The organism is Oceanicola sp. 502str15, from assembly GCF_024105635.1.
GTDB lineage: Bacteria > Pseudomonadota > Alphaproteobacteria > Rhodobacterales > Rhodobacteraceae > Vannielia.
The window spans coordinates 78,665-104,453 of sequence record NZ_WYDQ01000002.1 but is presented as its reverse complement, the minus strand read 5'-3'; the positions used below and the strand labels follow the sequence as shown (position 1 = coordinate 104,453).

Sequence of the window (25,789 nt, the reverse complement as noted above, 5' to 3'; positions counted from 1 at the left end):
GGAGTTGTGAGGAGCATCTGTCATGGGGCCGTTGGAGGGGATCAGGATCGTCGAGTTCGGGGCGATCGGGCCGGGGCCGCTTTGTGCGATGCTGCTTGCGGACATGGGGGCCGAGATCATCCGACTCGACCGCACCGGTCCGAGCGGCCTCGGCGTGAAGAAGGAGGCGCGGTTCGACATAACCCGCCGCAGTCGTCCGTCCGTCGCCGTGGACCTCAAGCACCCGGAAGGCAGGCAAATCGCCAGAGACCTGATTGCCTCCGCCGATGCTTTGATCGAAGGGTTCCGGCCCGGCGTGATGGAGCGGCTGGGGCTTGGGCCTGAGGAATGCGCCAACCTTAATTCCCGCATTGTCTACGGGCGCATGACCGGCTGGGGTCAGGACGGCCCCCTCGCGCAATCCGTCGGTCATGACATCAACTACCTTGCGATGAGCGGTGCGCTCGGCCTGATCGGACGCAAGGGCCGCCCGCCCGCAATTCCGCTGAACCTGATCGCGGATTACGGCGCCGGTGCACTCTACCTGAGCATGGGTCTGCTTGCCGCCATCATAAATGCCCGGAGCACGGGGCAGGGGCAAGTTGTTGATGCCGCCATCCTTGATGGGCTCACATCGCTGCTGGCCAATACCTACGGGTACCATGCTGCCGGCCGTTGGAAGCCGGAGCTCGAGTCCAACGTGGTCGACGGTGGCGCGCCCTTTTACAACGTCTACGAGACCGCCGACGCCCAACACATCGCGGTCGGTGCGATCGAACCCAAGTTCTACCGCGACATGCTGAAGGGCATGGGGCTCGATGAAGCCGATCTGCCGCCCCAGAACGATGAAAGCCGCTGGGAAGAAACCTCGGCGCTCTTCGCAGAGGTCTTCAGAAGCCACACACGCGCTGAATGGGAGCGCCGGATGCATGGGCTCAACGCCTGTTTCTCGCCGGTTCTCTCGTTGGAAGAGGCGATGAAGACGCCGCAGATCGCCACGCGAAACGGTTTTGTCGATCTCGACGGCGTGCCCCACGCCGCGCCGGCCCCACGGTTCAGCCGCACAGCTTCCGCCATCGGTAGCCCACCGCCGGCTGAAGGCGCCGACACGGTGGCGGCTCTTTCTGGGTGGGGCATCTCTCAAGGCCGAATAGACGCGCTGATTTCCTCCGGGGTCCTCGGGTCATCAGCGATTGCAACGGAGCAGGAGGAGAAAGACCAGACATGAGCGAGCCGAAGCAGAAAGTGGCCCTTGTCACCGGTGCGGCAAGCGGTATCGGCGCATCCATAGCCGAGCGGTTTGCAGGGGACGGCCACAAGGTCGTTGCCATCGACCGCCACCCGGACATCGCCGGTATCGCCGGGCGCTACGGGGGGGAGGGCTGGGTTGTCGATCTGGCCGAAAATGCGCAGATCGAAGCGCTTATCGCACGGATCGCCAAGGACCTTGGCGGTCTGGACATCGTCGTTAACAACGCCGGGATCAATCCCAAGATCAACGGAAAGCGGGCTGTGTCCGAGACGATGCCGTTGAGCCAATGGGCGGAGGTGCTTCAGGTCAACCTGACTGCCCCATTCCTGATCTGTCGGCTTGCCATCCCGCTGATGCGCAAGAACGGGTGGGGGCGCATGATAAACATCGCCTCCCGTGCCGGGCGTGCCATCGTGCCTACGGCCGGGGCGCATTACTCCGCCACCAAGGCCGGTGTGATCGGGTTTTCCCGCACCCTTGCAAACGAGCTGGGGCCCGAAGGCATTACGGTGAACTGCATCGCTCCCGGCCGGATCGAAACGCCGCTGTCCGAACAGGGCGCGCCCGAGATGCTTGCGGCGCTGAAGGCGGAGATTCCCGTCGGGCGCGCTGGCAAGCCGTCCGAGATTGCAAGCCTGGTCAGCTACCTTGCAAGCGAAGAGTCCGGCTTCATAACCGGCGCGGTTCATGACGTGAACGGCGGGGTCACGATGATCTGAGGCCCGGACCGACCGAGAGATCCACATTGCTGAAAGGAAAACGGAATGAGTGACACACCTGTCGCTGTCGTTACAGGCGGCGCGCGCGAAGGCGGTATTGGCGAGGCCTGCCAGAACGAGCTTACAAATCGAGGCTACCGCGTGGTTGCGGCCGATATCGAGTTTGTCGAAGCCGATGGCGAGTCAGACCGCTTCGGGCTGGACCTGGCCAGCGAGGTCGCAATCGTCGACTTCTGCGCTAAGGTTGCCGGGCGATACGGGCGCGTTGACCTACTGGTCAACAACGCCGGTCTGCACCCCAAGAACGATGGACAGAAAATTACCATCGCCGAGACAACCACCGACCAGTGGAACCTCATCCTCGCCGTCAACCTGACGGCACCGTTCCTGCTGTTTCGGGAGTTTCTGCCCCTGCTGTCCGAATCCGGCGCGGGGCGGGTTGTTAATATCGCGTCAAGGGCCGGGCGGACGGCATCGCCCATCGCCGCCGCGCATTACTCGGCGTCCAAATCCGGGTTGATCGGCCTCTCGCGCATCATGGCCGTCGAAGGGGCGCAGGCGGGTATCACGGTGAACTGCGTCGCACCCGGCCCGGTCCTGACCCCGATCTCGACCAAGTTGCAGGATGTCCGCGATCGGATCGCGAAGACAATTCCTGTCGGGCGCTATGGCAGGCCCGAGGAAGTTGCCGCCGCCGTCGGGTTCCTTGCGTCGCGCGAGGCGTCTTTCATCACCGGGGCGATCATCGACGCGAATGGCGGAAGCTTCATGCCATAGGGCGCATTTGGACTTCGCCAAGATGGAAGCGGCGGCCGGATTGCTCCGGCCGCCGCTTTCATTGCTGTGTTACAGATCGGTGTGGTCTATCGACCGAAGAGATCTTCCGGCTCGGACTCGCCAAGATCGGGCACCTGCTCGCCCGCGGCGACACGCGCGCCGGACATCTTGAACGGCAGGTTCGGCACCAGGAAGTTTCCGGCAGGATCGCGCACCTGTTGAAACGCCTCTCGATGCGCAAACTGCTCATCCCCGAGAGCTTCGCGCACGGTTCGGTATCTCGCACAGGGAACGCCTGCTTCCACCAGATGGCGCTCCGCTTCCTCGCTGGAATGAAGGAGAGACCAGGCTTCGACCGTGTCGAATATCTCGGCGGTCTTGGGATACCGTTTTGCGGGCGTTGCAAAGTCGGGGTGATCGGTCAGATCATCCCGGCCGATCGCACGCATCAGCATCTCGAAGTTGCGCTGCGTGTTCGGCACGATCATCACGAAGCCGTCCGAAGTTCGGACCGGGCGATAGATCGGGCGCTGCCGCTCGGCAGGAAACTGGGCTTCCTGGACCTCGTAGGGCATCATGTTCATCATCGCTTCCATCAACGACAGATCAATCATCTGGCCGCGGCCTGTTACGGTGCGGTGATACAGCGCTGCGTTGATCGCCCCCATCGCGTAGGAGGCCCCCAAGACATCGGCAAAGAAGAATACGGCGTTCGCAGGGCTCTCCATCTGCTCCTGATATCCCAGGTTTGCCAGATCGTAGCCGGAAGAGGCCTGAACGATCTGTGCATAGGCAGGCCGTTCCACGGCCTCTCCGGTTTGCCCGAAGCCCGATATCGAGCAATAGATCAGCCCCGGATTGTCTTGCGCCAGCGTTTCATAGTCCAACCCGAGACGACGCATGACGCCCGGGCGGAAATTCTCTACCAGCACGTCGGCGGTGGCGACGAGCTTCTTGGCCTTGTCGTGGTCGGCAGGGTTTTTGAGGTCCAGCACCACGCTGGTCTTGCCGGCATTGAGATGGCCGAAATAGGTGCTCTTTCCATCACGCAGTGGTGCTTGGCTGCGAAGGAAATCTCCGGCTTCCGTTTCGACCTTGATCACTTCGGCGCCGAGGTCAGCGAGGTAACGCGCCCCGTAGGGGCCCGCCATCATCGTCGAGAAATCGAGAACCCGCACCCCGGTGAGGGGGCCGTCAGCATGTGCCATGTCGTGTGTTCCAGTCCTGTTTGCTCAAAGTGAGGCATTCGCCCGGCCACCATCCGCAAGGATGGTCTCGCCGGTGATGAATGCCGATCGCTCGCTTGCGAGGAAGACGGCGAGATCGGCGATGTCGGAGGTTTCGCCAAGGCGGCCCAGCGGGGTGATGGCCATGCGGCGCGCGATGCCCTCTTGCCCGATATTGCGCACCGCGACAGGGGTGTTGATAAATCCCGGCGCGATCGCATTTGCGCGGATGCCCGCAGGGCCGAGATCAACGGCCAATTGCCGGGTCAGGCCGGCAACGGCGGCCTTGATCGCGCAATAGGCTGCCGAGGCCGGGGTGGCCCGCACAGCAGCGGAGGACGCGATGTTGATGATCGCCCCGCCACCCGCGTTCGTCATCGCCGGGGCAGCTGCCTGCACCAGCCAGATCATGGCTTTCAACCCGACCGAATACATCCGGTCCAGTGTCTCCTCGTCGATCTCGCTCAAGGGCTGATACCGCACCCAGGCCGCGTTATTGACCACCACGTGGAGCCCGCCGTGTTCGCTCTCCGCCTTGTTCACCAAGGCTTCGACGGCGGAGCGGTCGGTGATGTCAGCGGTCACGGCAACGGCGTCGCCGCCGCCTTCCCGTATCCTTGCCACGCGATCTTCAAGATCTTCCTGCCGCAGATCGACGCAAAGCACGCGCATCCCCTCTGCGGCCAGCGCTTGGGATATTTGCGCTCCGATGCCCCGTGCCGCGCCCGTCACGATGGCGGATTTTCCGTTCAAGCCGGTGTCCATGTTTGCAACCTTCCGGATCAACGGGTGAGCTGACGGCCAATGATGACGCGCTGGATCTCGTTGGTGCCTTCGATGATCTGGTTCAGCTTCGCATCGCGCATCATCCGCTCGACGGGATAGTCCTTGGAGTAGCCGGCACTTCCCATGGCATTCACCGCCTGGTCTGTCACTTCCATTGCCATATCCGTGACGAAGCACTTCGACATCGCGGCGATCATCGCGAGGCGGCTGTGGTCGCCCGAGTCGATCTCCGCGGCGACCGAATAGAGCAGCGCGCGCGAGGCCTCTGTTTTCATCGCCATGTCGGCAAGCTTGAACTGCATGGCCTGGAACTGCGCGACGGGGCGGCCAAACTGGGTGCGCTCCTTGCAATAGGCAATCGCGGTATCCAGTGCGCCCTGCGCCAAGCCCAGGGAGGAGGCTGCGATTGTCGGACGGTTGAGATCGAGAATTCGCATGCAGGATTTGAAGCCTGTACCCTCGGCGCCCAGCATGCAGCTTTCGGGCACCTCCATGTTCTCGAAGATAAGCTCGTGGTTGGGCGCCCCGTTGCGCCCCATTTTGCGCTCCTTGCGGCCAAGGCTGAAGCCCTCGGTCTTCGTATCGACGATGAAGCCGCTGATGGCATCGGCATCCGTCCCATCGGCGGTCTTGGCGAAGACCAGCACGTAGTCGGCGTGCCCGCCCCAAGTGATCCAGTTCTTGCGTCCGTTGATCACGTAGGTGCCATTCTCGGTGCGCTTTGCCGTGGTCTTCATCGAACGCACGTCAGAGCCGGTCTGAGGTTCGGTGATGGCCACCGCAGCGATCTTGGTGCCGGTGGCGCTTTCGGTCAGATACTTTTTCTTCTGCTCGTCCGTGCCCATGTGAAGGATCGGCAGGATAAGGCCGATGGAGTTGTTGCCGCACAGGGCCGAAGCAGTAAGCGAGTATTTCCCGATTTCTTCCTTGGCGATGCAGACCGTCGTGAGGTCGCCGCCCGGTCCGCCGTATTCCTCGGGAACCCAAAGCTGAAGCAGCCCCATCTCGCCGAACTTCTTGGCGAGGTCCGCCGGAAACTCGTCGGACTCGTCGATCTCGGCAGCCCGTGGCTCCACTTCTTTTTCTGCAAATTTCCGGATCATGTCGCGGAAGGCGATCTGTTCTTCGGTGAATGCCATCTGTCGCTGAACTCCTCTGTGCGCAGCAGAGCCCGACCGCCACAGGGAGCGAGCGCGCCACACTGTTATTTCAGCGACATTTGTGCAGCCGGACCGCGCCGGGGGTCTAATACCTTTGGCATGACGTGCTGAGACATGATCCATCTCACCCCCCAGATTGACCGGGGGAGGCCCCCGTCACTAGGACTCTGAAGAGCCGAAAATAACCCGCTAGGAGCCCTCCGGTTGGGCCCGGTCACGACAGAGAAGGTCGCACAATGTCCGAGACGATGACGAAAGACGGCGAAGCGCGCAAAGCCCTCGCCGGAGATCTCAAATCCCTGAACTTCGCCGTTCATCAGCCGGACGATCCGCCGCTGTTCACGTCTGACCCGAAGCCGGCAATGCAGCCGTGGCACTGGAAGGCGGCGGACATCAAGACATGCCTGGATCGTATCGGCGAAATGATCAAGCTCGAAGCCGGCGGCGTGCGTCGAACCCTGCGACTTGCCAATCCCGGGTTTCCCTATGGCACCACACCGAGCCTCTGGGCCTCGATCCAGTATATCCTGCCCGGAGAGGTCGCTACAGCCCACCGGCACACCGCCAGCGCTCTGCGGTTTATCATGCAGGGCGAAGGTGCGGATACCATCGTTGATGGCGAGCAGTACGAGATGAACAAGGGCGATCTGGTCATCACCCCGAACTGGGCCTTCCACGACCACGAGCACAAGGGCGACGAGCCCATGATCTGGCTCGACGTGCTCGACATCACCCTCGTGCGCAATTTCGACGCCGTTTTCTTCGAGGGATCGGACATCCCCCGGCGCGGCGTCAACGCCATTGCAGACGCCTCCTATCGCGAGTTCGGCTCAGGCATCATGGCCCCCGCCAATCCCCGCTATGCCCAGTTCGAAAACCCGCTGCTCGTGTATAGCCGAGAACGTGCCGAAGCGGCCGTGATGAATGCGGCAGGGCTTGAGCCCGATCCTTTCGACGATGCCGCGCTGGAGTATCTCAATCCGCAGACGGGGGGGGCGGCCATGTCCACCATCGGGACGGTGCTTCAGCGGCTCAGGCCCGGCTTCAAGGGCAAGGCGCATCGGCACACCGGCAGCTCGGTCTATTACGTGATCCGTGGGTCAGGACAAACGACCGTAGGGGATGAAACCTTCAAATGGGGCCCCGGCGACTTTTTTGCAGTGCCGGCATGGGCGCGGCACGCCCATTCGAATCCGACGGGCGATGAAGCATGGATGTTTCAGGTCAACGACTTTCCGGCTCTGCGTGCGCTTGGCCTCTGGCGCGAAGCGGAGGGCTGACGGAATGCGGCTTGCAAGGTTCAACGAGGGACGCATCGGCGTGATCGAAGGAAACGAGATTGCCGACATCACCGGCCCGGCCGGGTGTGATCCGGTCGCATGGCCCCCAGTCGGAATGGTCTCTCTCATCGGGCGACATGGAGATGACCCCGATGCGATCGCCGAGATGGTCAGGTCGGCCCCAAGGCTTCCATTGGCCGAGGTCCGGCTCGATTGTCCGATTGATTGGCCGAACAAGGTTGTGGCCTTCCCCGCCAATTATGACGCGCACATCGCCGAGCAACGGCGCACCAAGGTCGGCCTCATCTCCACCTTCGACGCCGCCGGGCAAGGGTTTTTCCTCAAGTCAAACTCAAGCCTTTCCGGCCCGGAAGACCCGATCATCCTTCCGCCCATCGAAGGCCGCGAAATTCATCACGAGTGCGAAATGGCGATCATCATCGGTCGCGGTGGCCGGGGGATCACCCGGGCCGAAGCCTACGATCACATTTTTGGGTATGCATGCCTCGTCGATGTGGTGGTGCGCGGCCGCGAAGAACGGGTGATGCGCAAATCCTATGATAGCTTTTGCCCCCTCGGACCAACCATCGTTACCGCAGACGAGATCGCCGATCCGAATGACCTCGATCTCAGGCTGACCGTCAACGGTGATGTCAGGCAGGAGGCAAACACACACGACCTCAAGGTCGACATTCCGGGCATGGTGGAGATGGCCTCTGCAGTCATGACCCTGTTTCCGGGCGATGTCATCGCAACTGGAACGCCAGCCGGTGTCGGCCCCATCCAGCCGGGCGATCGGCTGGTGAGCAGCGTCAGCGGTCTGGGCGAACTGGCCCTCGAGGTGCTGGCGGGCGATCTCGGCGCGCATCCTGTTTGGAACAAACCTGAAAACTGAACATCACGGCTTCGGAAAGGATCGAATTATGTACCTGTTGGCCGAAGACTACCCGGACAGACCGGCCGGAGAAACCTTTCAAATGCTTCTGGATCGGCCTGAAATCCTGCGAATGCCGGGCGCTCACAACGGCATGTCTGCTCTTCAGGCCAAGTCTGCCGGCTTTGATGCGCTCTACCTTTCCGGAGCCGCCATGAGCGCAAGCATGGCGCTGCCCGACCTGGGCATCCTGACCATTGAGGACGTTTGCGGCTTCATCCGTCAGATCTGGCGCGCCAGTGGGCTGCCCATCCTCGTCGATGGGGATACCGGCTACGGCGAGGCTCTGAACGTGATGCACATGGTGCGCGCCTTCGAAGAAGCCGGCGCGGCAGCCGTTCAGATCGAAGATCAGATACTGCCCAAGAAATGCGGCCACCTGAACGACAAGCGCCTCGCCAACGTGGATGACATGGCAGCCAAAATCGCGGCCGCCCGGAAAGCCCGGCGCCACCTGCGCATCGTGGCCCGCACCGACGCTGCGGCCTCGGAAGGCATCGAGGGGGCAATCGCCCGCGCCCAGCGCTATATCGAGGCTGGTGCCGATGCGATCTTTCCCGAAGCGCTGGAGAACCATGATGCATTCCGCACCTTTGCCAGTCGTGTGAAGGTGCCCCTCCTCGCCAATATGACGGAGTTCGGACGCACGCCCCATACCACTGCCAAGTCCTTCGAAGACATGGGCTTCAAGATGGTCATATGGCCCGTGAGTTCGCTGCGGGTGGCCAACAAGGCGCAAGACGCGCTCTACCGCCACATCGCCAGCGAGGGTGGCACGGGCGGGATGCTCGACCAGATGCAAACCCGCGCCGAGCTTTACGAGTTGATCGGGCTGAACGACTTCGAGGCGCTTGATCGTTCCCTCGTCGCCTCTCTCGTTCCCGAGACTCCGAAATGATCAGCGAGCTGCCAGCGGTCTACATGCGCGGTGGCACGAGCCGAGCGCTCATGTTCCACCGCCATGATCTTCCGGACGCCACGCCCGATGACGGTTACGCTGCCTGGACGCCCTATTTCCTGCGTGCGATCGGCAGCCCTGACCCCAATCAGCGTCAGTTGAACGGCATGGGCGGTGGTATCTCTTCGCTCTCCAAGATCGCGGTCATTGGCCCGCCCAGCCGCGAAGATGTCGATGTCGATTATACCTTCGCTCAGGTCTCGGTCACATCGCCGAGCATCGGTTACCGTGGAAACTGCGGAAACATCTCCTCCGCAGTCGGTCCGTTCGCCGTCGATGAAGGTCTGGTGTCGGCGAAGGGCGCTGAGGCCGTGGTTCGTATTCACAACACGAACACCGGAAAGATCATTCGCTCCAGCTTCCCCGTGAGCGATGGGCGCAGCGTTGAACACGGAGATTTCGTGCTGCCAGGTGTCGCAGGCACCGGCGCGCCGATACGTCTCGATTTCATGGACCCCGCAGGCGCGGCGACCGGAAAACTCCTGCCCGGGGGCCTGCCGCGCCAACACCTGACCCTGGAGGATCAGACCCTGGAGGTTTCGTTGGTCGATGCCGCCAACCCGGTCTGTTTCGTTGAGGCGCGAAGCCTGGCCCTGACCGGACGCGAGACTCCTTCGGCCATCGGCAATGACAGGGCGCTGATGAACAGGCTGATTTCACTTCGGGCTGCTGCCGGTGTTGAAATGGGCCTCATCGGCAATCGATCCGAGGCGCTGACCCGAGTGACCAATATGCCCTTGATCTGTCTGGTTGCACGGCCGGATCCGGTCGCATGGCCCGACAGAGAGGATTGTGACATCGTCATCCGAATGATCTCGATGGATCAACCCCACCTGGCGACACCCTTGACCGGTGCCCTATGTTTGGCCGCGGCCTCGGCCGTCGACGGAACATTGGTTCGGAGCTCACTAAGAGACGGCGCGGACATCGCGTGCCTGAGAGTTCGGCACCCAAGCGGTGTACTGCCTCTTGCCGCAGAAATTGACCACGGAGCAATCAAATCCATAACCGCATACAGAACTGCAAGACGGCTGATGTCTGGCATGGTCCGCTGTTAGGCTTGCTCCTCCGCCTTGGTGGGATTTTTTGAAACTGAAGTTCTTCGTTTGATTTGCGCCGGGCCGGAACCCGGACCGCCCGATGCAAAGACTATTGGCCGCTGAACTGCCCGGGAGGCTGCCTTGCGCTTAGGTAGGATTGAGTCCAGTGGTCTGACACCGATTGCGACATGCGACCTCACTTCGTTCCGCTGGAGGCGGGATCACCACAACGAAACACTGTCGGGGTCTGCATAGCCTGCGACCACCCGAAACTATAAGGACCGTGCAAATGAAGGTGCTTGTGCCTGTGAAACGGGTGATCGACTACAACGTGAAGGTCCGTGTCAAATCGGACGGAAGCGGTGTCGATCTTGCCAATGTGAAGATGTCGATGAACCCCTTCGACGAGATTGCCGTCGAAGAGGCGATCCGGCTGAAAGAGGCCGGAACCGCCGACGAGGTGATCGCCGTGTCGATCGGCGTGAAACAGGCTCAGGAAACGCTGCGCACCGCACTCGCCATGGGCGCCGACCGGGCGATCCTGGTCGTGGCCGCCGATGATGTGCATCAGGACATCGAGCCGCTCGCCGTCGCCAAGATCCTCGCCAAGGTCGTCGAAGAAGAACAGCCGGGCCTCGTGCTCGCCGGCAAGCAGGCGATCGACAACGACATGAACGCCACCGGCCAGATGCTTTCGGCCCTGCTCGGCTGGAGCCAGGCCACCTTCGCCTCCGAGGTGAAGGTCGAGGGGGACAGCGCCGTTGTGACCCGCGAGGTCGATGGCGGCCTGCAGACCATCAAGGTGAAGATGCCCGCCATCGTCACCGTCGATCTGCGCCTCAACGAGCCGCGCTACGCGTCGCTGCCCAACATCATGAAGGCCAAGAAGAAGCCCTTGGACGAAAAGACCGCCGCCGACTACGGCGTCGACGTCTCCCCGCGCCTCGAAGTGGTGAAAACCTCCGAGCCCGAAACCCGCCAGGCAGGCGAGATCGTGGCCGATGTCGATGCGCTGGTGGCGAAACTCAAAGAAAAGGGGGTTATCTGATGGCTGTTCTCCTTCTTGCCGAAGTGACCGATGGCGAGCTGGCGATGGACGCCACCGCCAAGGCCGTCTCTGCTGCCAAATCTCTGGGTGATGTGACCGTGCTCTGCGCCGGGGCCTCTGCCTCTGCCGCCGGTGAGGCCGCTGCCAAGATTGACGGCGTGGCCGAGGTGCTCGTCGCCGAAGACGCTTCGCTGGGCCACCGTCTTGCCGAGCCGACCGCCGCGCTGATCGTCTCGCTTGCGGGTGACTACTCGCACATCGTCGCCCCCGCCACGACCGATGCAAAGAACGTGATGCCCCGCGTCGCCGCCCTGCTCGATGTGATGATCCTTTCGGACGTGTCCGGCGTTGTCGACGCCGACACCTTCGAGCGTCCGATCTACGCCGGGAACGCGATCCAGACCGTGAAGTCGAAGGATGAAAAGAAGGTTATCACCTTCCGAACCTCCACCTTCGACGCCGCCGGTGAGGGCGGTTCGGCCTCAGTCGAAACCGCCTCCGCAGCCGACAACCCCGGCCTCTCCGAATGGGTCGAAGACAAGGTGGCCGAGAGCGACCGCCCCGAGCTAACCTCCGCCGGCATCGTCGTCTCCGGCGGCCGTGGCGTGGGCTCGGAAGAGGACTTCGCGCTGATCGAGAAGCTCGCCGACAAGCTCGGCGCCGCCGTGGGTGCCTCGCGCGCCGCGGTCGACTCCGGCTTCGCCCCGAACGACTGGCAGGTCGGCCAGACCGGCAAGGTGGTCGCCCCCGACCTCTACGTCGCGGTCGGCATCTCCGGCGCGATCCAGCACCTCGCGGGCATGAAGGACTCCAAGGTGATCGTGGCGATCAACAAGGACGAAGAGGCCCCGATCTTCCAGGTCGCCGACTACGGCCTCGTCGCAGACCTCTTCACTGCGGTGCCGGAGCTGATCGAAAAGCTCTGAGCAGGGCCGAAAACACGTTCGCTCCAGATCTGGCCTTGCTGGACCGAGGCGGAAAAGTGAGCAAAGGAATGCCCCATGGCCGAGATCGAACGCGAATCCATGGACTACGACGTGGTGATCGTGGGGGCCGGTCCGGCGGGGCTTTCTGCGGCGATCCGGCTCAAGCAGCTCGATGCGGATCTCGACGTGGTGGTGCTGGAGAAGGGCTCGGAGATGGGGACGCATATCCTCTCGGGGGCGGTGCTGGACCCGTCGGGCCTCGATGCGCTCATCGCCGACTGGAAGGAGAAGGCCGCGCCGCTGAACGTGCCGGTGACGAAGGACAACTCCTACATTCTCGGCGAGGAGGGCGCGCTGCGGGTGCCCAACACGCCCATGCCGCCGCTGATAAACAACCACGGCAACTACATCGTTTCCATGGGCAACGTCTGCCGCTGGATGGCGGAGCAGGCCGAGGCGCAGGGGGTCGAGGTGTTCCCTGGCATGGCGTGCAGCGAGCTGGTCTACGAGGGCGACCGGGTGAAGGGCGTAGTGGCCGGCGAGTTCGGCAAGAACCCCGATGGCACCCAGGGCGACGGCTACGAGCCGGGGATGGTGCTGAACGGGAAGTAAGTGTTCCTCAGCGAAGGCGTGCGGGGCCCGCTCGCCAAAGAAGTGTTCGGCAAGTACGGGCTGGCCGAGGGCAAGGAGCCGCAAAAATACGGGCTGGGCATAAAGGAGATCTGGGAGATCGACTCGGCCAAGCACCGCGAGGGCACGGTGACCCACACGATGGGCTGGCCGCTGGGCGGCAACGCTGGTGGCGGCAGCTTCATCTATCATCTTGAGAACAATTAGGTTTACGTGGGTTTCGTGGTGCACCTGAACTACAAGAACCCCTATCTCTTCCCCTACATGGAGTTCCAGCGGTTCAAACATCACCCGATGGTGGCGGAGCTGCTGGAGGGCGGCATACGCGTGGCCAATGGCGCGCGGGCGAATTCCGAGAGGGGCTACCAGTCGATGCCGAAGATGGTGGCGCCGGGCGTGGCGCTGCTGGGCTGCTCGGTGGGCATGGTCAACGTGCCGCGGATCAAGGGCAACCACAACGCGATGCTCTCGGGCAAGGCCGCCGCGGAGGCCGCGTGGGAGGCGATCCAGGCGGGGCTCGATTGGCGCCGACCTTAAGAAGATGCGGAACGTGAAGCCGATGTGGTCGAAGTGGGGGCTCTGGCCGTCGCTCGGGCATGGCGGGCTCGACATGTGGACGAACAACCTCTTCGGGTTCAGCTTTTTCGGCACCATGGGTAATGGCAGGAATTATGCCGAGGCCACCGGGCTCGCGGCCGACCACACCCCGATCGACTACCCCAAGCCGGATGGCAAACTGAGCTTCGACCGGCTGACCAACGTGTCGTTCTCGATGACGAACCACGAGGAAAGCCAGCCCTGCCACCTGAAGCTGAAGGATCCGAGCGTTCCGATCCAGTTCACTCTGCAATTCGCCGAGCCGGCGCAACGTTACTGCCCTGCCGGCGCCTACGAGGTGGTGGAGAAGGACGGCAGCCCGGAGTTCGTGATCAACTTCCAGAACTGCGTGCACTGCAAGACCTGCGACATCAAGGACCCGCCGCAGAACATCAACTGGACCGTGCCCCAGGGCGGCGACGGGCCGAACTACCCGAACATGTGAGTGCACTTGCTCGTACGTTGGTCGTCGCGCACAGTGGTATAATACGCATAACATTACTTATGGGTGACCTTCCTTTGCCGCTCGGAGCGCCCTTCCCGACGCGGGAAGATCAAGTTCTATCCGTCTCCTATGCTCTTTCGAAAACGTCGCAGATCTTGGCGAGGATGCGCCCGCGTATCTTTGCCTCTTCCAGCAATAGATTGTGCTTCGCACCGGGAATGAACTCGAGCGTACCCTCGGGCCAGCGTGCCATCCGGCTCTGGACGGCAGGTAGGCTTACGAGTGCGTCTTCCTCAGGGCAAAAGCTTATGCATGGCAAGTTCGGCGATGGGGCTTTGGAGAGTTTCCTGCTTTCTCGCAAGACCTGGTGCAGCCACGTCATGCTCGGGCCTCCGGTGTGCAGCTCAGGTGCAGCTTCGGCCTGTCGGACCATGTACCGATACATGCCTTCATCGTTCGTGCGTCGGTTACTTGGGTAGTCCACGCTTAGGATATAACTCTCGCCTGAATGTCCGGGTGCGTATCGTTCACCCTTGCCAGTGACAGACGCGGCCCAGCTTACGGGCCATGCGAGCAGGCGAGCCATCAGTGATAGCTTGATGTCCCACATCGGCGCACAAAAGGCGCAGGCGGATACAGGCAACCCATCGATAAGGGCCCGAAGCCCGATACACGCCCCCATGGAGTTTCCAAGCAGATACCAAGGTTCGGGCATTCCAAGCTGACGAGCAGCTTGAACCATTGCCGCGACGTCGAGCTGATAGTCGGAAAACCGCCCGACGTGGCCAAGCTGCGGATCATGGGCGATGCGGTCGGAAAGACCGTGACCACGCCAATCGAGGACTAGTGTCGAGTAGCCGAGCACCGCAAACTCCTCCATCGTCCGACCGAAGGTTTCGATAAACTCCGTTCGCCCTGGAAACACCAGGATAGTACCCTTCTCCGGCCCATCGGAGAGACTCTGTGCCACCCGGAGTTTTGTGCCATCCTCCGCGCGGACCCAGTATGCAGCGGTATCGGGCGGGGCTTCCGCAATTTCAGCATAGAACGGTGCTGTTTCCATCATGTCTGTCTCCAACGCGTTTTGACCATGCTGACCAATGCGACCGAAACACTGCCCAGCAGAACAACGGAGAATCCGCGAAACTGTCCGATCAGAAAGAAATTGGCTGCGAGAACGAGGACCACTCCAGCCATGCTTCGCCCCGCATTTCGGGTGACCCTCACTAGATCTTCGGTCCGGCGTTCGTGCCCGGAGCCAGCCGTCGCATTTGATCGCAGGGCGACATCAAAGACCTGCGTGATTTTCATAAGGCTGATGAAGAAGGTAAAACAGGTGATGAATAGCACGAAGAAGCTGGTCATGAACGCTGAAGGGCTTCCTTCAAGCCATCCCCATCCTGTGTCCCCGGCCCCTGACAAATCGAGAGTGTCGTTGATGAGCCACGACAGGAGGTTGTCTGCATCTGAAATCAGGTAGACCGCGTTGAGCTTTATCGAAGTAGCTGCCAACAACCCGAGAACAACGCTCCGGTAAATGCCGGATAGGATCTTCCCACCGGTTCTGAGGAGCACGACCTGATCTTCACGACTTTTGTGGAGGTTTAGGTCGGTGCCGATGTCACGGTAGTCGCTCGCCACCAAGTATAGCAACAGCAGGCCGCAAAAGTAGCACCAATAGACGAAGCCGGAGTACAGGTTGGCGAGCCCAGAAAGAGCGACCGCTTCCAAAACAGTTACAACATCCGGCCTCACAAGAGCCACGATGATCCAATCGACCATCGCGCGGCCAATAGTGCCGCGCATAAGAGGACGCAGATACACGCCGGTCCATTGCACCAGGAACACGATCACCACGCACACGAACAGCAACGTCCAAAAGGATGGCTCAAAGTTTCTGAGCTTGTCGGCCCACGGGCCGTTTGCCCCGGAACCAGTACCTCCGGACCTCTCTAGCTGACGGCGCTGCTCCTTCCAGTAGGTCAGGGTCCCAGACACCGACATGCTGCAAAGCGCAATGAAGAGCATCCTGTCCAGCGTCCAGCTCGGAGCCCAGAGGAAGCCGACTTGCTTTGCAATTCCCTCAATCGGGCTATAGGTGACCGAGTGAACCCCCACGATGTAAGTTAGTAGCCAAAGCAGTCCGCCGATGGTCCAGATCGCGATCGGCAAGGTCAGTGACCCTGTGCCAATGAACAGAGCTTCGGCAACCTTTGCCAGGCTCCGTTCATGATCGCCGCGCCCACCGCCTTCCAGTTTGCCAGCCAGATCGGACTGTAAGCCGGTCTGATCAATCCTGCCCACTGACGGCATGTCCTCTGTAAATTGGGCGAACGATTTGCGCTTGCGTTTGGCTGCAAGCCTTCTGTTCGCCGCACTAATCTCCACCTGCCACGCGCCCGACGCATCGGGATCACCACATCCAAAGATGCGCGCGAGCCAGCGGATGTTGTCGGCGCTGATGCCTCTTTCATTGTCCTGAAACCAAAGCTGTACAGTCCGGAGATCAACGGCCGCGCGATTGATGTCGATGCTCGATATGGCCTCGGCCAACAACTCAGGGGTCCACTGACTGAGGGGAAACCCGGCCCGGTCAACCGGACGACCAGCTCCGGCGGCAACCACTCGCTGAAACATGGCCTTGAAATCAGCGCCATCGTCCGGCGGCGGGACATAATATTTTCCGTTCTTAATCAACGGCTTCGGCATCTCCGTTTCGTTCGTGTTCGTCTCGGTTCGGATCGTTTCGTGATTCTATCTCAACGCAGGATACAGCCTGACGATGTGCTCGGTGCAAGAAAGACCGGCTCACACCCAAGGTGATCATGAAGGGGGAAAGCTGTGGAAAACGCTTCGATGTACGATGTACAGCAAAGGCTTGAGGCACGGGCCGTGGGTCGGATCCTCGACCGAACCTCTCGAGTTGCCGTTGGATGGCTTTACGAGTGGAACACGGGTGAACAAGCCTTCTTCTGGATGGACCGACCACGGGGAGACGTTGTCTACGAAGACTCTGCATCAAGTCGCACTCGCCGTGCATGATGGAAATCATGTGGAGAACCTCTACTTAAGTATAGGTTAAGCATCATTAGTATAGTATTGGTTGCGCGTGACCAGGACAGGACCATGTTTGGAAGGCTTTGCAATGTTTAGGACATTCCTTCGATGTGCTTCGGCTATGGCGCTCGCAATCACTGCCGTTGTGACACCGACAAATGACGCCCGAGCCCAGGCCTACCCGATCGACTGCGCCATCCTTCTGTGCCTCTCCGGTGGCTGGCCGGCATCTGCTCCCTGCGCCCGAGCAAAGGCAGAATTCATCCGACGGATCACGCCATTGCCCGTCGAGCCGCCCTTGCAGATCTGGCGGTGCCCAATGCGTGCGAGCTACGGGGGCGGGGATCCCGCGCGCGGCCACGCCCCCCTTATCGAAATCCGGTTAGGGGCGCATGGACAGTCTCCGGCCGAGCCCCCTGCCCTTCTGAGCGCTACGGAAACGCAAGCGTCGGACGCGCAACTCGACGTTCGGCAAATTCCATCCAATTCACTGCCTGCAGATCTCCTCCTCCTGCGAACCGGTGACCAGGCAGACATCGACATCAGCGACCCTGCCTTTGACTTCGTGCGCTCGATCAGAGTTTACCATGTGCGCTATGCGCGTCAGCGCGAAGCCGACAAGCACGGGGATTGCAATCGCAGCGCGTCGGTTGCTCTCGGCACCTACGGCTTGCAAGGGGACTTTTCCTGGAAGCCATCGTCACCGCGAGCTCTCCCTCCGGCCCATAGAGGTCTTCATCACTGGGGCAAGTCCTGCCCTACCGTAGAACATCGTTCCGTATTCGTGGATTGGCTCGACGCATCGGGCGGTTACGGCTTCGAACAGGTGAACTATTGAGCCGAACCGAAGAATAGCGCGGGAACGGCCGAAGGCGGCAATAACCAACCGACCGCGCTCAGACATTCCCTCGTTGGAAACTCCTCACCCCTTTCAGATCGCTGCCGTTACTATGATGTAAGGCCACTTTTCCTCAGACTGTGGGTCTGTCACAGGAAACGCAAGTTGATCGATCACGGCCAACGCTCAGCCATCTGGTTCGGCCCACGAAGTTCAAGGTGTGGCTTCCGAACGAACGACGCATACTCAAATCTTGGCTTCGCTCCATCAAGCACTCAGTTGCAGACTAGGCGCGGCCGACACAGGGCTTGAAATCGGCGCGGAACGCTGAAAATTTGCGCAGACAATGAAAGGGTGATCTGCGTGGATTCTATCAGGGCGTTTGGCCCCACGGTTGCCCGTGTTCACGGTACTGAGGCCCTGCGGGCCGGATTGGGAGCCATCGTCGGCCTGGGCCTGACCGGGCTGTTCCTTTTGTCGCCGCAGGTCGATCCGGCGTGGGGGATGTATCTCGTGGCGCCTTTCGGGGCCACCTCGGTCCTCCTTTTCGCAGTGCCGAACAGCCCACTGGCACAGCCATGGTCCGCCATCGTCGGCAATACCGTTGCGGCTCTGGTCGCGGTTGCGGTGTGCCTGCTCATCGCAGATCCGCTCGCCCGGGTCGTCCTCTCCGTCGGCCTGGCGATCAGCACCATGATGATGTGCCGGGCGCTCCACCCACCTGCCGGTGCCGTGGCGATGACCGCGGCGCTCTCTTCCGGCGCGATCGACAGTCTCGGCTTCTGGTTTGCGCTCATGCCGATCGCGGCGGGAACAACTGCGCTTGTGCTGGTCGCCATCGGCTACGCGCGGCTTACCGGGCGCCGCTACCCCTTCCGCCAGTTCGAGGACCCCGGACCGCACGGCACCGAGGATGTCGCCCCCGTCGAACGGCTGGGCCTGAGCATGGAGGACCTGAGCTCCATCCTCGACCGCTACAGGCAGTCCTTCAACCTCGGCGTGGAAGGCCTCGCCCGGTTGATCGCTGCAGCCGAGGTGCAGGCGGCCTCCCATGAGACAGGCGCCACGACCACTGCCGACATCATGTCCAAGGACCTGGTGACCGTGACCACCGACACCGCGCTGGTGGATGTGGCCGATCTGTTTCGCCGACATCGCTTCACGTCGCTTCCCGTGGTCGGACCGGGTGACAGGTTCCTGGGGGTCATCTTCCAGATCCATCTCATCAGCCGAGCGCGCGAGGATGCGCTCCGCCTCGATCGCCGATTCGTACCGGCCCTGAGACGCCTGCTCGATCCGGAGCGCGACAAGCCTGTGCGGGCCGGTGACATCATGAGCGTGGCCGGGCCACGCGCCACGACGAACACACCGGTGAGCGCGCTGGTGCCTTTGATGGCGGTCGGGGATGTCGACGCGGTCCCGGTCCTCCGTCGCGGGGTGCTGGTCGGGATCGTCACCAGGACCGACCTCATCGCCGCGATGGCGCGGACGATGGTCAGGGGCGAACGCGCCCCGCAGCCGGGTGCCCTGCCCTCATCCTGAGGCTTTCGTCAAATGCGGATCGTTCAGACCGCTTCAGACACTCACTCGCCGAGGGCCTCCAGGAACCTCCCGTAGTCCTGGCTCACCTCCCGCGCTTCCTCGAAGGCCCGTGCCCGCTCCTCGTCGAGGCAGCGGAAGTAGCGCTGAATGTCCGCGAAGTAGCCCTCGAAATCGCCCTTGAGGATCGGGGCGTAGCTGCGGACAGCGTCACGGTCCGCCGGCACATAGGGGCGCTGGGGCGGAACGCATGCCTCGGCGGAACTCCAAGCCCCCAGGAGCAAGCCGACAATCGCCCTTCTGCCACATACCGACAGCCGCGGGCGATCCCCCCGCCCCCTAGACTCCTTGAGTGGGCCCATGGCACATAGCTGATGTCTGCGTGACCGCCATGCATCGAAATAGTCGATAATATAGCTTGCGGTCAATGCTATATTATCGTATTGACTGGGTATCACCTCCTGATGCCCGGTCATGGTCTTTGTGGAGAACGTGATCCGGGTGATGGACCTAGACAAAGAAGCCCCAAATGTGGTCACCGAGCCCAGGTTCCGCGATCTGGCCGAGCACGGCTATCGCGTGGAAGTCCTCTGCAAGTCCGGCGCCTACCGGAAGGGCCCGAACTGGCACGGGGTCTGGATCATGCGCGTGGTCAGCGACGAAGGCGTCGAAAAACTCCTGGTCACGGCCCGGACACGCACGTCTCACAACGACATCAAGATTCGCGAGATCAAGACCGTCACCGGCGTCATCTCTTTCCTGCAGGGCATCGGTTTCTCCCATGCCGATATACCGCTGGAAGAAGGGCAGAGAACGGTGCACAGGCTCTCACCCGAAGAAATCGCTGCCGCTCGGGCTTAGCGCCCTCCTCTTTTCCCTGCTCGCACCTGCCGCGTCAGCCGAGATGGTCCTGCTCATGGGCGCAAGCGGGGCTCTCCAGGCCTCGCAATCCCAGACGTCTTTTGCCCGCACCTATGTGGATGGCGTGGGCCTCGAGGCGGACCCAGAGGTGCCGCAGGCTGCGACCTTTGTGACCAAGGGCTCTCGTAGAAACTCCCAAAGGTTGCGGTCCCCCTTGCCCCACCCCAACGTCCTGTCCGCCATCGAAGCCACGGCGCTGCGTTACGCGGGACATGCCGGCCCTCGCGCGGCGAGGCTCTCGGCGACCGACTGGATGACGCTCTACCGCGCCAACATCGAGGTGGAGAGCGGCTACAACCCCCGGGCCCTGTCCCACGTCGGCGCCATCGGCCTCGGCCAGCTGATGCCCGCGACCGCGCGGCAGCTCGGGGTCGATCCGCATGATGTCCACCAGAACCTCGACGGCTCCGCACGTTACCTCGCGATGATGCTGGCCGAGTTCGGCGACGCGCGTCTCGCACTCGCCGCCTACAATGCCGGGCCCGAGGCCGTTCGCCGTCACGCCGGCATCCCGCACTACCGGGAAACCCGCACCCACGTCCAGCGCGTGCTTGCCGTCGTCCAGCGGCTGAAAGGAGCTTCCGAATGACCCGAACGCCCCGTCTCCTCCTCGCGCCCCTGGCCCTGTTCGGGCTTGGCTCCCGGCCGGCGCAGGCTCAGAGCATCGATCTTTCGCCGATCCAGGAGCTCCTTCAAGGCATCGTAGATGCGCTGACCGGGCCCCTCGGCGTCGTCATCGCCACGCTTGCGGTGCTCGGGGTCTTCCTCAGCTGGTTCTTCAACATCATCGACCTGCGCCAGGCCCTCTGGGTGCTGGTTGGGATTGCGGGCGTCGCGGCGGCGCCCACCATCGTTGCCGCCGTCTTCGGCGCGTGAGGACGGGGGCCGTGGCCGAGCGCTCTCCCCTCTTCCTGGGCCTCGTCCGCCCGCCGAAGCTCCTCGGCCTGCCAATCCTCTACGCCATGGTCTGGCTCTTCGGCTCGGTCCTGCTCTTTGTCTGGATCCAGCACCTGACGGTGCTGAGCTTCGCCGCGGTGCTCTACCCGCTCCTCTGGAAGGCCGCCGACTGGGACCCACGCTTCATCGACGTGATGATGACCGCCTTCCAGGAGACCCCGCCGACGCGGAACCGGCATCGCCACAGCGGAGACAGCTATGCCCCGTGACACGTTGGAAGACCCCCGCAGCCTCCTGCCCGAGTGGTACAGGCGCGAGCGCCACCTCGCCCATATGCTTCCTTACATCAGCCTCGTTGACGATCACACGGTGCGGACCCGGACCAACGAACTCTTCCAGTGCATCCGGATCGGCGGCGTCAACAGCCAGACCACCGATGACGCCCATCTCGACAAGATCACCGCCCTCTTTGCCCGGCTCATCGCCCAGCTCGGGCCGGAGTTCAGCTACTACGTGCACAAGGTCTCGAAGGCGATCACCCCCGAGTTGCTGCCGGTGGAGGGCGACGGGTTCGCGGCGGCGGTGGATACGGCCTGGCGCAAGAGGCTCGCGGACAGCCGGCTCCGGGACAAGACACTCACCCTGACCATCCTCCACCGGGTGCCGCCGAAGAGCCTCGCGAGGTTCCTCGCAGCCCGCGCGTCGGACCGCCTGCAGGCGCAGACCCGCAAACGCCTCCGGCGCCTCGGAGACGCCGTCCAGGTCTTCAGCTCGGGCCTCGCCGAACTCACGCCTCGCCTGCTCTCCGCGGGTTCCGGCGAACTCCTCGGGTTTCTCGGCGCGCTCAACACCGGGCGCGAGCTTCCGCTCTACCCGGCGGGGCGCTTCGGGTTCCTCTCCTGGAATGTCGCCAACACCCGCGTGACCTTCCTCGAGGACCATTTCGTGCTCTCGGGCGGGGTGGCAGGATCCCGCGTCGGCCGGAGCTTCACCATCGCGGAATATCCCGAGGGCACCACCTGCACCATGTTCGACATGCTGGGCCTGCCCGTGGACATGATCGTCGCCCAGTCCTTCACCCCGATCAACTCGAACCTCATGGCGGGAAGGATCCGGCGCCAGAAGCGCCAGATGCAGGCCTCCCAGGACGCCGCCCTTTCGCTGCTCGAAGCGCTCGACATCGCGCATGACGACCTCGAGGCCCGGCGGCAGAGCTTCGGGGATCACCACATGGTCGTCACGCTCTTCTGCGACACGGCAGAGGAGCTGCAGAGCCTCGGCGCGGAGATCGTCAACGCGGCTGCCGCCGAGGGGGTGAAGATGATCGGAGAGCGGATCGCGGCGAAGGCGCATTACTTCAGCCAGCATCCCGGCAACCAGCGCATGCGGGTGCGTGCCAGCGCGGTCACCAACCGCAACTTCGCGGATTTCGCCGCACTCCACCGCACCCAACTCGGCAAGGCCAAGCACCAGCTCCCCTGGGGCCAGGAGATCACGCTCTTTCCGACCCCCGAGCGCAGCGCCTACCGCTTCTCCTTCCACGAGCAGGGATCGCCCACCGCCGAGCCCACCGGCGGGCACTCCCTCATCCTGGGCCGGCCCGGCTCGGGCAAGTCGGTGCTCGCGGCCTTCCTGATGACCCAAGCCCGCCGCACCTGTGCGCGGGTCTTCGTCTTCGACTACCGGCTCGGCATGGAGATGGCGGTGCGCGCCAACGGCGGGCGCTACGCCTCGGTCAAACCGGGACAGCCGACCGGGCTCAACCCGCTCTGGAGCGAGATCGACGCCCGCGGCATGGCCTGGCTCTCGGACTGGCTCGGCACGCTGCTGCATCGGCCCGACAAGCCGCTCAGCCCCGCGCAGGCCAACCGGATCCAGGAGGTGGTGCGTCAGAACGCGGGTGCCGCGAGCCCCGCCCTGCGAAACTGGGCGGATTTTGCCTCGCTCTTCGTCTCGACCGATGACGCGGGCGACCTGCACGAGCGGCTGCTGGAATGGACCGCCGAGGGTCGCTACGGCTGGATCTTCGGCCAGGGCCTCGAGGACAGCTTCTCGCTTGAGGGCGACGTGGTGGGCTTCGATCTGACCGGGATCCTCGACAGCGAGAGCGAGAAGGAACAGATGGCGGTGCTCTCCTACCTCTTCCGCCGCGTCGAGCGCGAGATCGAGGACCGGCGCCCGACCCTCATCGTGGTCGACGAGGCCTGGAAGGCGCTCGACAACCCCTACTTTGCGGAACGGCTCTCGAACTGGCTGGTGACCGCCCGGAAGCAGAACACCGTCGCGGTGATGATGACGCAATACGCGAGCCAGCTCGAGCGCACGCGGACCGGCAAGACCATCGTCGAGGCGGTGCCGACCCAGGTGCTGCTTCCGAACATTCGCGCCCAGGCTGCGGATTACGCGATGCTGAACCTAGGCGAGAAGGAACTCGACGTGCTGCTGAACACCGGCAGCCATAGCCGACTGGCGCTCATCCGCGATGACACCGGCTCGATCGTCGTCGATGCGGACCTCTCGGCCCTCGGGCCTCTCCTCACCATCCTCGGCGGCATGGAAAAGGGCGAAGAGCTGGTCGGGCCCGACTATCGCAGCCGCCCGGACTTCTGGAGGCTCGGATGATCCGCCCTGCCCCGCTCCTCCTTGCCCTCTGCCTGCTGGCCGCCTGCTCACCCTACCGGGAGCCGCGCGCCAATTGCTTCGAGGTCGCCTCCCGCGGGCCCGGCGCGGGAGACTGCACCTTTACTGTTCTTGCCGGACCGGGAGACACGGGAGGTGCACCGTGACCGGGTTGCGCCTTCTCATCACCTTCCTTGGCCTGTCCACCGGGCCAGTCGTCGCCCAGGGTGTCCCGGTCGCGGACCATGGATTGACCGCGCGTGACATCGTCGAGACCGGCGACCGGGAGGCCGACCTCGCGCGCCAGCGCCAGAAGCTGACCCTCAGGGAGGAACTGGCCGCGATCGAGCAGGAACAGCTCGCTGTCCTGCGCAGGATCCTCGCCGCCCAGACCAGCTTCGACGGCGCAGGGTTTACGGGCATGGTCTCGGAGCTGGAGGCGGGCAGCGGCGACGCGGAGCGCAGCGCCCTTGCGGTCTACGGATCGGCCGAGCTCGATCCCAACCCCGCCGGGGCACAGATGTTCGGGGATGCGGCGGAGAACGTCGAGCAGCTGATCATCCGGGTCGCCCGGGAAACCCACGGGAGGCCTGGGGTCGGGCGGGCCGGTCTCTCGGTCGTCCAGTGGCGCGCGCTTCTCCAGGCGCTGATCTGGCAGGAAAGCCGCTTCTCCATCGGCGCGCGCTCGCCGGTCGGGGCCTTCGGCCTCACCCAGATCATGCCCGGCACAGCGAGCGATCTCGGTATCAACCCCGCCTATTACGACAGCCCTTATCTGCAGGTCGAGGGCGGCGCACGCTATCTCGCGGCCCAGCTCGCGACCTTTGACGGCAACATCGTCAACGCGCTGGCCGCCTACAACGCCGGGCCCGGACGCGTGCTGGAATACGGTGGCGTGCCGCCCTTCGCCGAGACGCAGCACTACGTCCGGGTCATCCCCGAACGCTACAACCTCTACCTCGCGCGCATCGGCGGCATCGAGGCGCTCGGCACCATCGATCCCGTGCTGCTCGCCAATGCAGAGCTCTCCTTCGCCAGCGTCGGGGCGGCTTTCTACGGCAGCAGGGCACCGATCGCGATCCGGCAGGCCGCGCTGCGGATCCAGGACATCGTCACCCGGATCGGCACGACCCGGGACGTCCAGGAGAGCGTCGCGCTGAACAGCTACGCCCGCGCGGAGCTGACCCGCCTTGTCGCCGCCCGGATCCGGCTGAAGGCGGCACGCACCCGGGTGCCGAGCGCGGCCCAACTCGCCCAGGCCAGCGCGCGCATGGCCGAGAACAGGTTCATGGAGTTCACGATGAAGGAGCTGCGCTGATGACCGCCCGCCCTGCCCCCGGATTCCCGATCCGATCCGCTGCCCTGGCCTGTATGCTCGGGCTGCTCGGTGCCGGCTTGCCCCCCTCCCCTGCCCTTTCCCAGGGCGTGCCGGTGGTCGATACTCAGAACATCGCCCAGAACATCGCGCAACTGCGGCAGATGATCGAGGATGAGCTGCTGCAGAACGAGCAGCTCGTGCAACTCCGCAAGCACCTGACCACCCTCACGGACCAGCTTGCGGAGTTGCAGCGCACCTACGAGGCGCTCACGGGCCTCGCCGAGCTCCCCGAGATCCTCCGCACGGAAATGGAGGAAGAGCTGAACGGGCTCCTCGACCAGGAGTTCGGCGACATCCTGGCCACCATCGAGGCGATCAAGACCGGTGATTTTTCCAAGCTCAGGGGCTCGGGTGCGGCCGAGATCGAGACCCAGATGGACCGGGTGCTCGCCGATCTGGGCTTCGACGAGGACACGCTCTCGGAGATGGCGCGCAGCGGCAACCCCGGCGCCGAGCGCGTCGCCACCCAGGCCACGACCGGCGCGCTGGTCTCGGCCGCGGCCCAGAACAGCTACGATGACGCCGGACAAAGCCTGGCCCGCGTCGAGCGGCTCGTCGGGCTCATCGATGACATGGACGAGCTGAAGGAGAGCGTCGATCTCAACACCCGCGTCACCGCCGAGCTTGCCATCGCGCTGGTCGCGCTGTGGCAGCTCGAGGCGGTGCAGACCGTGGGTGATGGAACGGGGGGTGTCATCGATGCCGCCACCATCGCCGAGGAACAGCGCTTCATGGAGTTCACCCTGCCCGAGCTCCGGGCAGATTGAGGGGGCCGGACGATGA

Annotated in this window: 24 protein-coding genes and 1 pseudogene; 19 read left to right on the top strand and 6 right to left on the bottom strand. The window is 63.2% G+C overall.

The features are described from left to right. Positions 1-22 precede the first annotated feature (22 nt). From GTH22_RS21515 to GTH22_RS21505, 3 genes are read left to right on the top strand one after another with little or no spacing between them, the layout of a single operon-like run. The gene (locus tag GTH22_RS21515; protein WP_252947774.1) at positions 23-1,207 is read left to right on the top strand and encodes a CaiB/BaiF CoA-transferase family protein; all 1,185 of its coding nucleotides are present in this window, start codon (positions 23-25) and stop codon (positions 1,205-1,207) included. After that, a complete protein-coding gene (locus GTH22_RS21510; RefSeq protein ID WP_252947773.1) occupies positions 1,204-1,950 on the top strand; it encodes an SDR family NAD(P)-dependent oxidoreductase in 747 nt (248 codons plus the stop codon). The genes GTH22_RS21515 and GTH22_RS21510 overlap by 4 nt, the downstream gene beginning before the upstream one ends. Before the next feature lie 45 nt (positions 1,951-1,995). After that, on the top strand, positions 1,996-2,727 hold the full coding sequence (locus GTH22_RS21505) for an SDR family NAD(P)-dependent oxidoreductase (RefSeq protein ID WP_252947772.1): 732 nt from the start codon (positions 1,996-1,998) through the stop codon (positions 2,725-2,727). Positions 2,728-2,813: 86 nt separating this feature from the next. On the opposite strand, the gene GTH22_RS21500 is transcribed toward GTH22_RS21505, so the two are convergent. Genes GTH22_RS21500 through GTH22_RS21490 form a run of 3 tightly spaced genes read right to left on the bottom strand, consistent with a single transcriptional unit; the run spans position 2,814 to position 5,878 of the window. Continuing rightward, positions 2,814-3,935, bottom strand: a complete 1,122-nt coding sequence (locus GTH22_RS21500) for a CaiB/BaiF CoA-transferase family protein (protein WP_252947771.1) — start codon at positions 3,933-3,935, stop codon at positions 2,814-2,816. 24 nt (positions 3,936-3,959) lie between these two features. Continuing rightward, positions 3,960-4,718, bottom strand: coding sequence for an SDR family NAD(P)-dependent oxidoreductase (locus GTH22_RS21495; RefSeq protein ID WP_252947770.1), 759 nt, complete (start codon positions 4,716-4,718; stop codon positions 3,960-3,962). 17 nt (positions 4,719-4,735) lie between these two features. Further along, positions 4,736-5,878, bottom strand: coding sequence for an acyl-CoA dehydrogenase family protein (locus tag GTH22_RS21490; protein ID WP_252947769.1), 1,143 nt, complete (start codon positions 5,876-5,878; stop codon positions 4,736-4,738). Between the two features lie 257 nt (positions 5,879-6,135). Here GTH22_RS21490 and GTH22_RS21485 point away from each other — a divergent pair, with 257 nt between their 5' ends. The 7 genes and pseudogenes from GTH22_RS21485 to GTH22_RS21455 all read left to right on the top strand — a co-directional run bounded on the left by GTH22_RS21485 (position 6,136) and on the right by GTH22_RS21455 (position 13,757). Then, a complete protein-coding gene (locus GTH22_RS21485; RefSeq protein ID WP_252947768.1) occupies positions 6,136-7,179 on the top strand; it encodes a cupin domain-containing protein in 1,044 nt (347 codons plus the stop codon). Positions 7,180-7,183: 4 nt separating this feature from the next. Then, complete coding sequence (locus tag GTH22_RS21480; RefSeq protein ID WP_252947767.1) at positions 7,184-8,074, top strand: fumarylacetoacetate hydrolase family protein; 891 nt, start codon at positions 7,184-7,186, stop codon at positions 8,072-8,074. Positions 8,075-8,102: 28 nt separating this feature from the next. Next, positions 8,103-9,011 (top strand): methylisocitrate lyase, encoded by a 909-nt coding sequence (prpB, locus tag GTH22_RS21475; RefSeq protein ID WP_256471807.1) that lies wholly within the window; start codon positions 8,103-8,105, stop codon positions 9,009-9,011. Next, positions 9,008-10,129, top strand: a complete 1,122-nt coding sequence (locus GTH22_RS21470) for a PrpF domain-containing protein (protein WP_252947766.1) — start codon at positions 9,008-9,010, stop codon at positions 10,127-10,129. Before prpB ends, GTH22_RS21470 begins: the two co-directional genes overlap by 4 nt. Positions 10,130-10,400: 271 nt before the next feature. After that, positions 10,401-11,159, top strand: coding sequence for an electron transfer flavoprotein subunit beta/FixA family protein (locus tag GTH22_RS21465; protein WP_252947765.1), 759 nt, complete (start codon positions 10,401-10,403; stop codon positions 11,157-11,159). Continuing rightward, a complete protein-coding gene (locus GTH22_RS21460; protein ID WP_252947356.1) occupies positions 11,159-12,085 on the top strand; it encodes an electron transfer flavoprotein subunit alpha/FixB family protein in 927 nt (308 codons plus the stop codon). Before GTH22_RS21465 ends, GTH22_RS21460 begins: the two co-directional genes overlap by 1 nt. 75 nt (positions 12,086-12,160) lie before the next feature. Then, positions 12,161-13,757 (top strand): annotated as a pseudogene (locus GTH22_RS21455) (electron transfer flavoprotein-ubiquinone oxidoreductase). 127 nt (positions 13,758-13,884) lie between these two features. Here GTH22_RS21455 and GTH22_RS21450 read toward each other — a convergent pair. Together GTH22_RS21450 and GTH22_RS21445 are read right to left on the bottom strand one after the other, a co-directional pair. Beyond that, positions 13,885-14,823 (bottom strand): alpha/beta fold hydrolase, encoded by a 939-nt coding sequence (locus GTH22_RS21450; protein ID WP_252947764.1) that lies wholly within the window; start codon positions 14,821-14,823, stop codon positions 13,885-13,887. Continuing rightward, positions 14,820-16,466, bottom strand: coding sequence for an RcgA family putative transporter (locus GTH22_RS21445; RefSeq protein WP_252947763.1), 1,647 nt, complete (start codon positions 16,464-16,466; stop codon positions 14,820-14,822). Before GTH22_RS21445 ends, GTH22_RS21450 begins: the two co-directional genes overlap by 4 nt. 469 nt (positions 16,467-16,935) lie before the next feature. Here GTH22_RS21445 and GTH22_RS21440 point away from each other — a divergent pair, with 469 nt between their 5' ends. Together GTH22_RS21440 and GTH22_RS21435 are read left to right on the top strand one after the other, a co-directional pair. Further along, entirely contained in the window at positions 16,936-17,652 is a 717-nt protein-coding gene (locus tag GTH22_RS21440; RefSeq protein WP_252947762.1) for a hypothetical protein, read from the top strand. A gap of 432 nt (positions 17,653-18,084) precedes the next feature. After that, a complete protein-coding gene (locus tag GTH22_RS21435) occupies positions 18,085-19,194 on the top strand; it encodes an HPP family protein (RefSeq protein WP_371928393.1) in 1,110 nt (369 codons plus the stop codon). 41 nt (positions 19,195-19,235) lie between these two features. Here the strand turns inward: GTH22_RS21435 and GTH22_RS21430 are convergent, their stop codons facing one another. Further along, positions 19,236-19,475, bottom strand: coding sequence for a hypothetical protein (locus GTH22_RS21430; protein ID WP_371928392.1), 240 nt, complete (start codon positions 19,473-19,475; stop codon positions 19,236-19,238). A 220-nt stretch (positions 19,476-19,695) separates the two neighbouring features. On the opposite strand from GTH22_RS21430, the gene GTH22_RS21425 reads away from it, so the two are divergent. From GTH22_RS21425 to GTH22_RS21395, 7 genes are all read left to right on the top strand, one after another. Then, positions 19,696-20,052, top strand: a complete 357-nt coding sequence (locus GTH22_RS21425) for a hypothetical protein (protein ID WP_252947868.1) — start codon at positions 19,696-19,698, stop codon at positions 20,050-20,052. Between the two features lie 43 nt (positions 20,053-20,095). Next, entirely contained in the window at positions 20,096-20,701 is a 606-nt protein-coding gene (locus tag GTH22_RS21420) for a lytic transglycosylase domain-containing protein (protein ID WP_252947760.1), read from the top strand. Next, complete coding sequence (locus GTH22_RS21415) at positions 20,698-20,988, top strand: TrbC/VirB2 family protein (RefSeq protein ID WP_252947759.1); 291 nt, start codon at positions 20,698-20,700, stop codon at positions 20,986-20,988. Before GTH22_RS21420 ends, GTH22_RS21415 begins: the two co-directional genes overlap by 4 nt. Before the next feature lie 11 nt (positions 20,989-20,999). Next, positions 21,000-21,278 (top strand): VirB3 family type IV secretion system protein, encoded by a 279-nt coding sequence (locus tag GTH22_RS21410; protein ID WP_252947758.1) that lies wholly within the window; start codon positions 21,000-21,002, stop codon positions 21,276-21,278. Further along, the gene (locus GTH22_RS21405) at positions 21,268-23,631 is read left to right on the top strand and encodes a type IV secretion system protein B4 (RefSeq protein WP_252947757.1); all 2,364 of its coding nucleotides are present in this window, start codon (positions 21,268-21,270) and stop codon (positions 23,629-23,631) included. The genes GTH22_RS21410 and GTH22_RS21405 overlap by 11 nt, the downstream gene beginning before the upstream one ends. A 169-nt stretch (positions 23,632-23,800) precedes the next feature. Continuing rightward, positions 23,801-24,946, top strand: coding sequence for a lytic transglycosylase domain-containing protein (locus tag GTH22_RS21400; RefSeq protein WP_252947867.1), 1,146 nt, complete (start codon positions 23,801-23,803; stop codon positions 24,944-24,946). Positions 24,947-24,999: 53 nt separating this feature from the next. Further along, positions 25,000-25,773: a type IV secretion system protein gene (locus GTH22_RS21395; protein ID WP_252947866.1), complete on the top strand. Its 774-nt coding sequence runs from the start codon at positions 25,000-25,002 to the stop codon at positions 25,771-25,773. Positions 25,774-25,789: the final 16 nt, after the last annotated feature.

Coding starts and splice junctions, on each gene's coding strand:
- GTH22_RS21515 (WP_252947774.1), top strand. CDS start 23: ATGGGGCCGTTGGAGGGGATCAGGATCGTCGAGTTCGGGGCGATCGGG.
- GTH22_RS21510 (WP_252947773.1), top strand. CDS start 1,204: ATGAGCGAGCCGAAGCAGAAAGTGGCCCTTGTCACCGGTGCGGCAAGC.
- GTH22_RS21505 (WP_252947772.1), top strand. CDS start 1,996: ATGAGTGACACACCTGTCGCTGTCGTTACAGGCGGCGCGCGCGAAGGC.
- GTH22_RS21500 (WP_252947771.1), bottom strand. CDS start 3,935: ATGGCACATGCTGACGGCCCCCTCACCGGGGTGCGGGTTCTCGATTTC.
- GTH22_RS21495 (WP_252947770.1), bottom strand. CDS start 4,718: ATGGACACCGGCTTGAACGGAAAATCCGCCATCGTGACGGGCGCGGCA.
- GTH22_RS21490 (WP_252947769.1), bottom strand. CDS start 5,878: ATGGCATTCACCGAAGAACAGATCGCCTTCCGCGACATGATCCGGAAA.
- GTH22_RS21485 (WP_252947768.1), top strand. CDS start 6,136: ATGTCCGAGACGATGACGAAAGACGGCGAAGCGCGCAAAGCCCTCGCC.
- GTH22_RS21480 (WP_252947767.1), top strand. CDS start 7,184: ATGCGGCTTGCAAGGTTCAACGAGGGACGCATCGGCGTGATCGAAGGA.
- prpB (WP_256471807.1), top strand. CDS start 8,103: ATGTACCTGTTGGCCGAAGACTACCCGGACAGACCGGCCGGAGAAACC.
- GTH22_RS21470 (WP_252947766.1), top strand. CDS start 9,008: ATGATCAGCGAGCTGCCAGCGGTCTACATGCGCGGTGGCACGAGCCGA.
- GTH22_RS21465 (WP_252947765.1), top strand. CDS start 10,401: ATGAAGGTGCTTGTGCCTGTGAAACGGGTGATCGACTACAACGTGAAG.
- GTH22_RS21460 (WP_252947356.1), top strand. CDS start 11,159: ATGGCTGTTCTCCTTCTTGCCGAAGTGACCGATGGCGAGCTGGCGATG.
- GTH22_RS21450 (WP_252947764.1), bottom strand. CDS start 14,823: ATGATGGAAACAGCACCGTTCTATGCTGAAATTGCGGAAGCCCCGCCC.
- GTH22_RS21445 (WP_252947763.1), bottom strand. CDS start 16,466: ATGCCGAAGCCGTTGATTAAGAACGGAAAATATTATGTCCCGCCGCCG.
- GTH22_RS21440 (WP_252947762.1), top strand. CDS start 16,936: ATGGCGCTCGCAATCACTGCCGTTGTGACACCGACAAATGACGCCCGA.
- GTH22_RS21425 (WP_252947868.1), top strand. CDS start 19,696: ATGGACCTAGACAAAGAAGCCCCAAATGTGGTCACCGAGCCCAGGTTC.
- GTH22_RS21420 (WP_252947760.1), top strand. CDS start 20,096: ATGGTCCTGCTCATGGGCGCAAGCGGGGCTCTCCAGGCCTCGCAATCC.
- GTH22_RS21415 (WP_252947759.1), top strand. CDS start 20,698: ATGACCCGAACGCCCCGTCTCCTCCTCGCGCCCCTGGCCCTGTTCGGG.
- GTH22_RS21405 (WP_252947757.1), top strand. CDS start 21,268: ATGCCCCGTGACACGTTGGAAGACCCCCGCAGCCTCCTGCCCGAGTGG.
- GTH22_RS21395 (WP_252947866.1), top strand. CDS start 25,000: ATGCTCGGGCTGCTCGGTGCCGGCTTGCCCCCCTCCCCTGCCCTTTCC.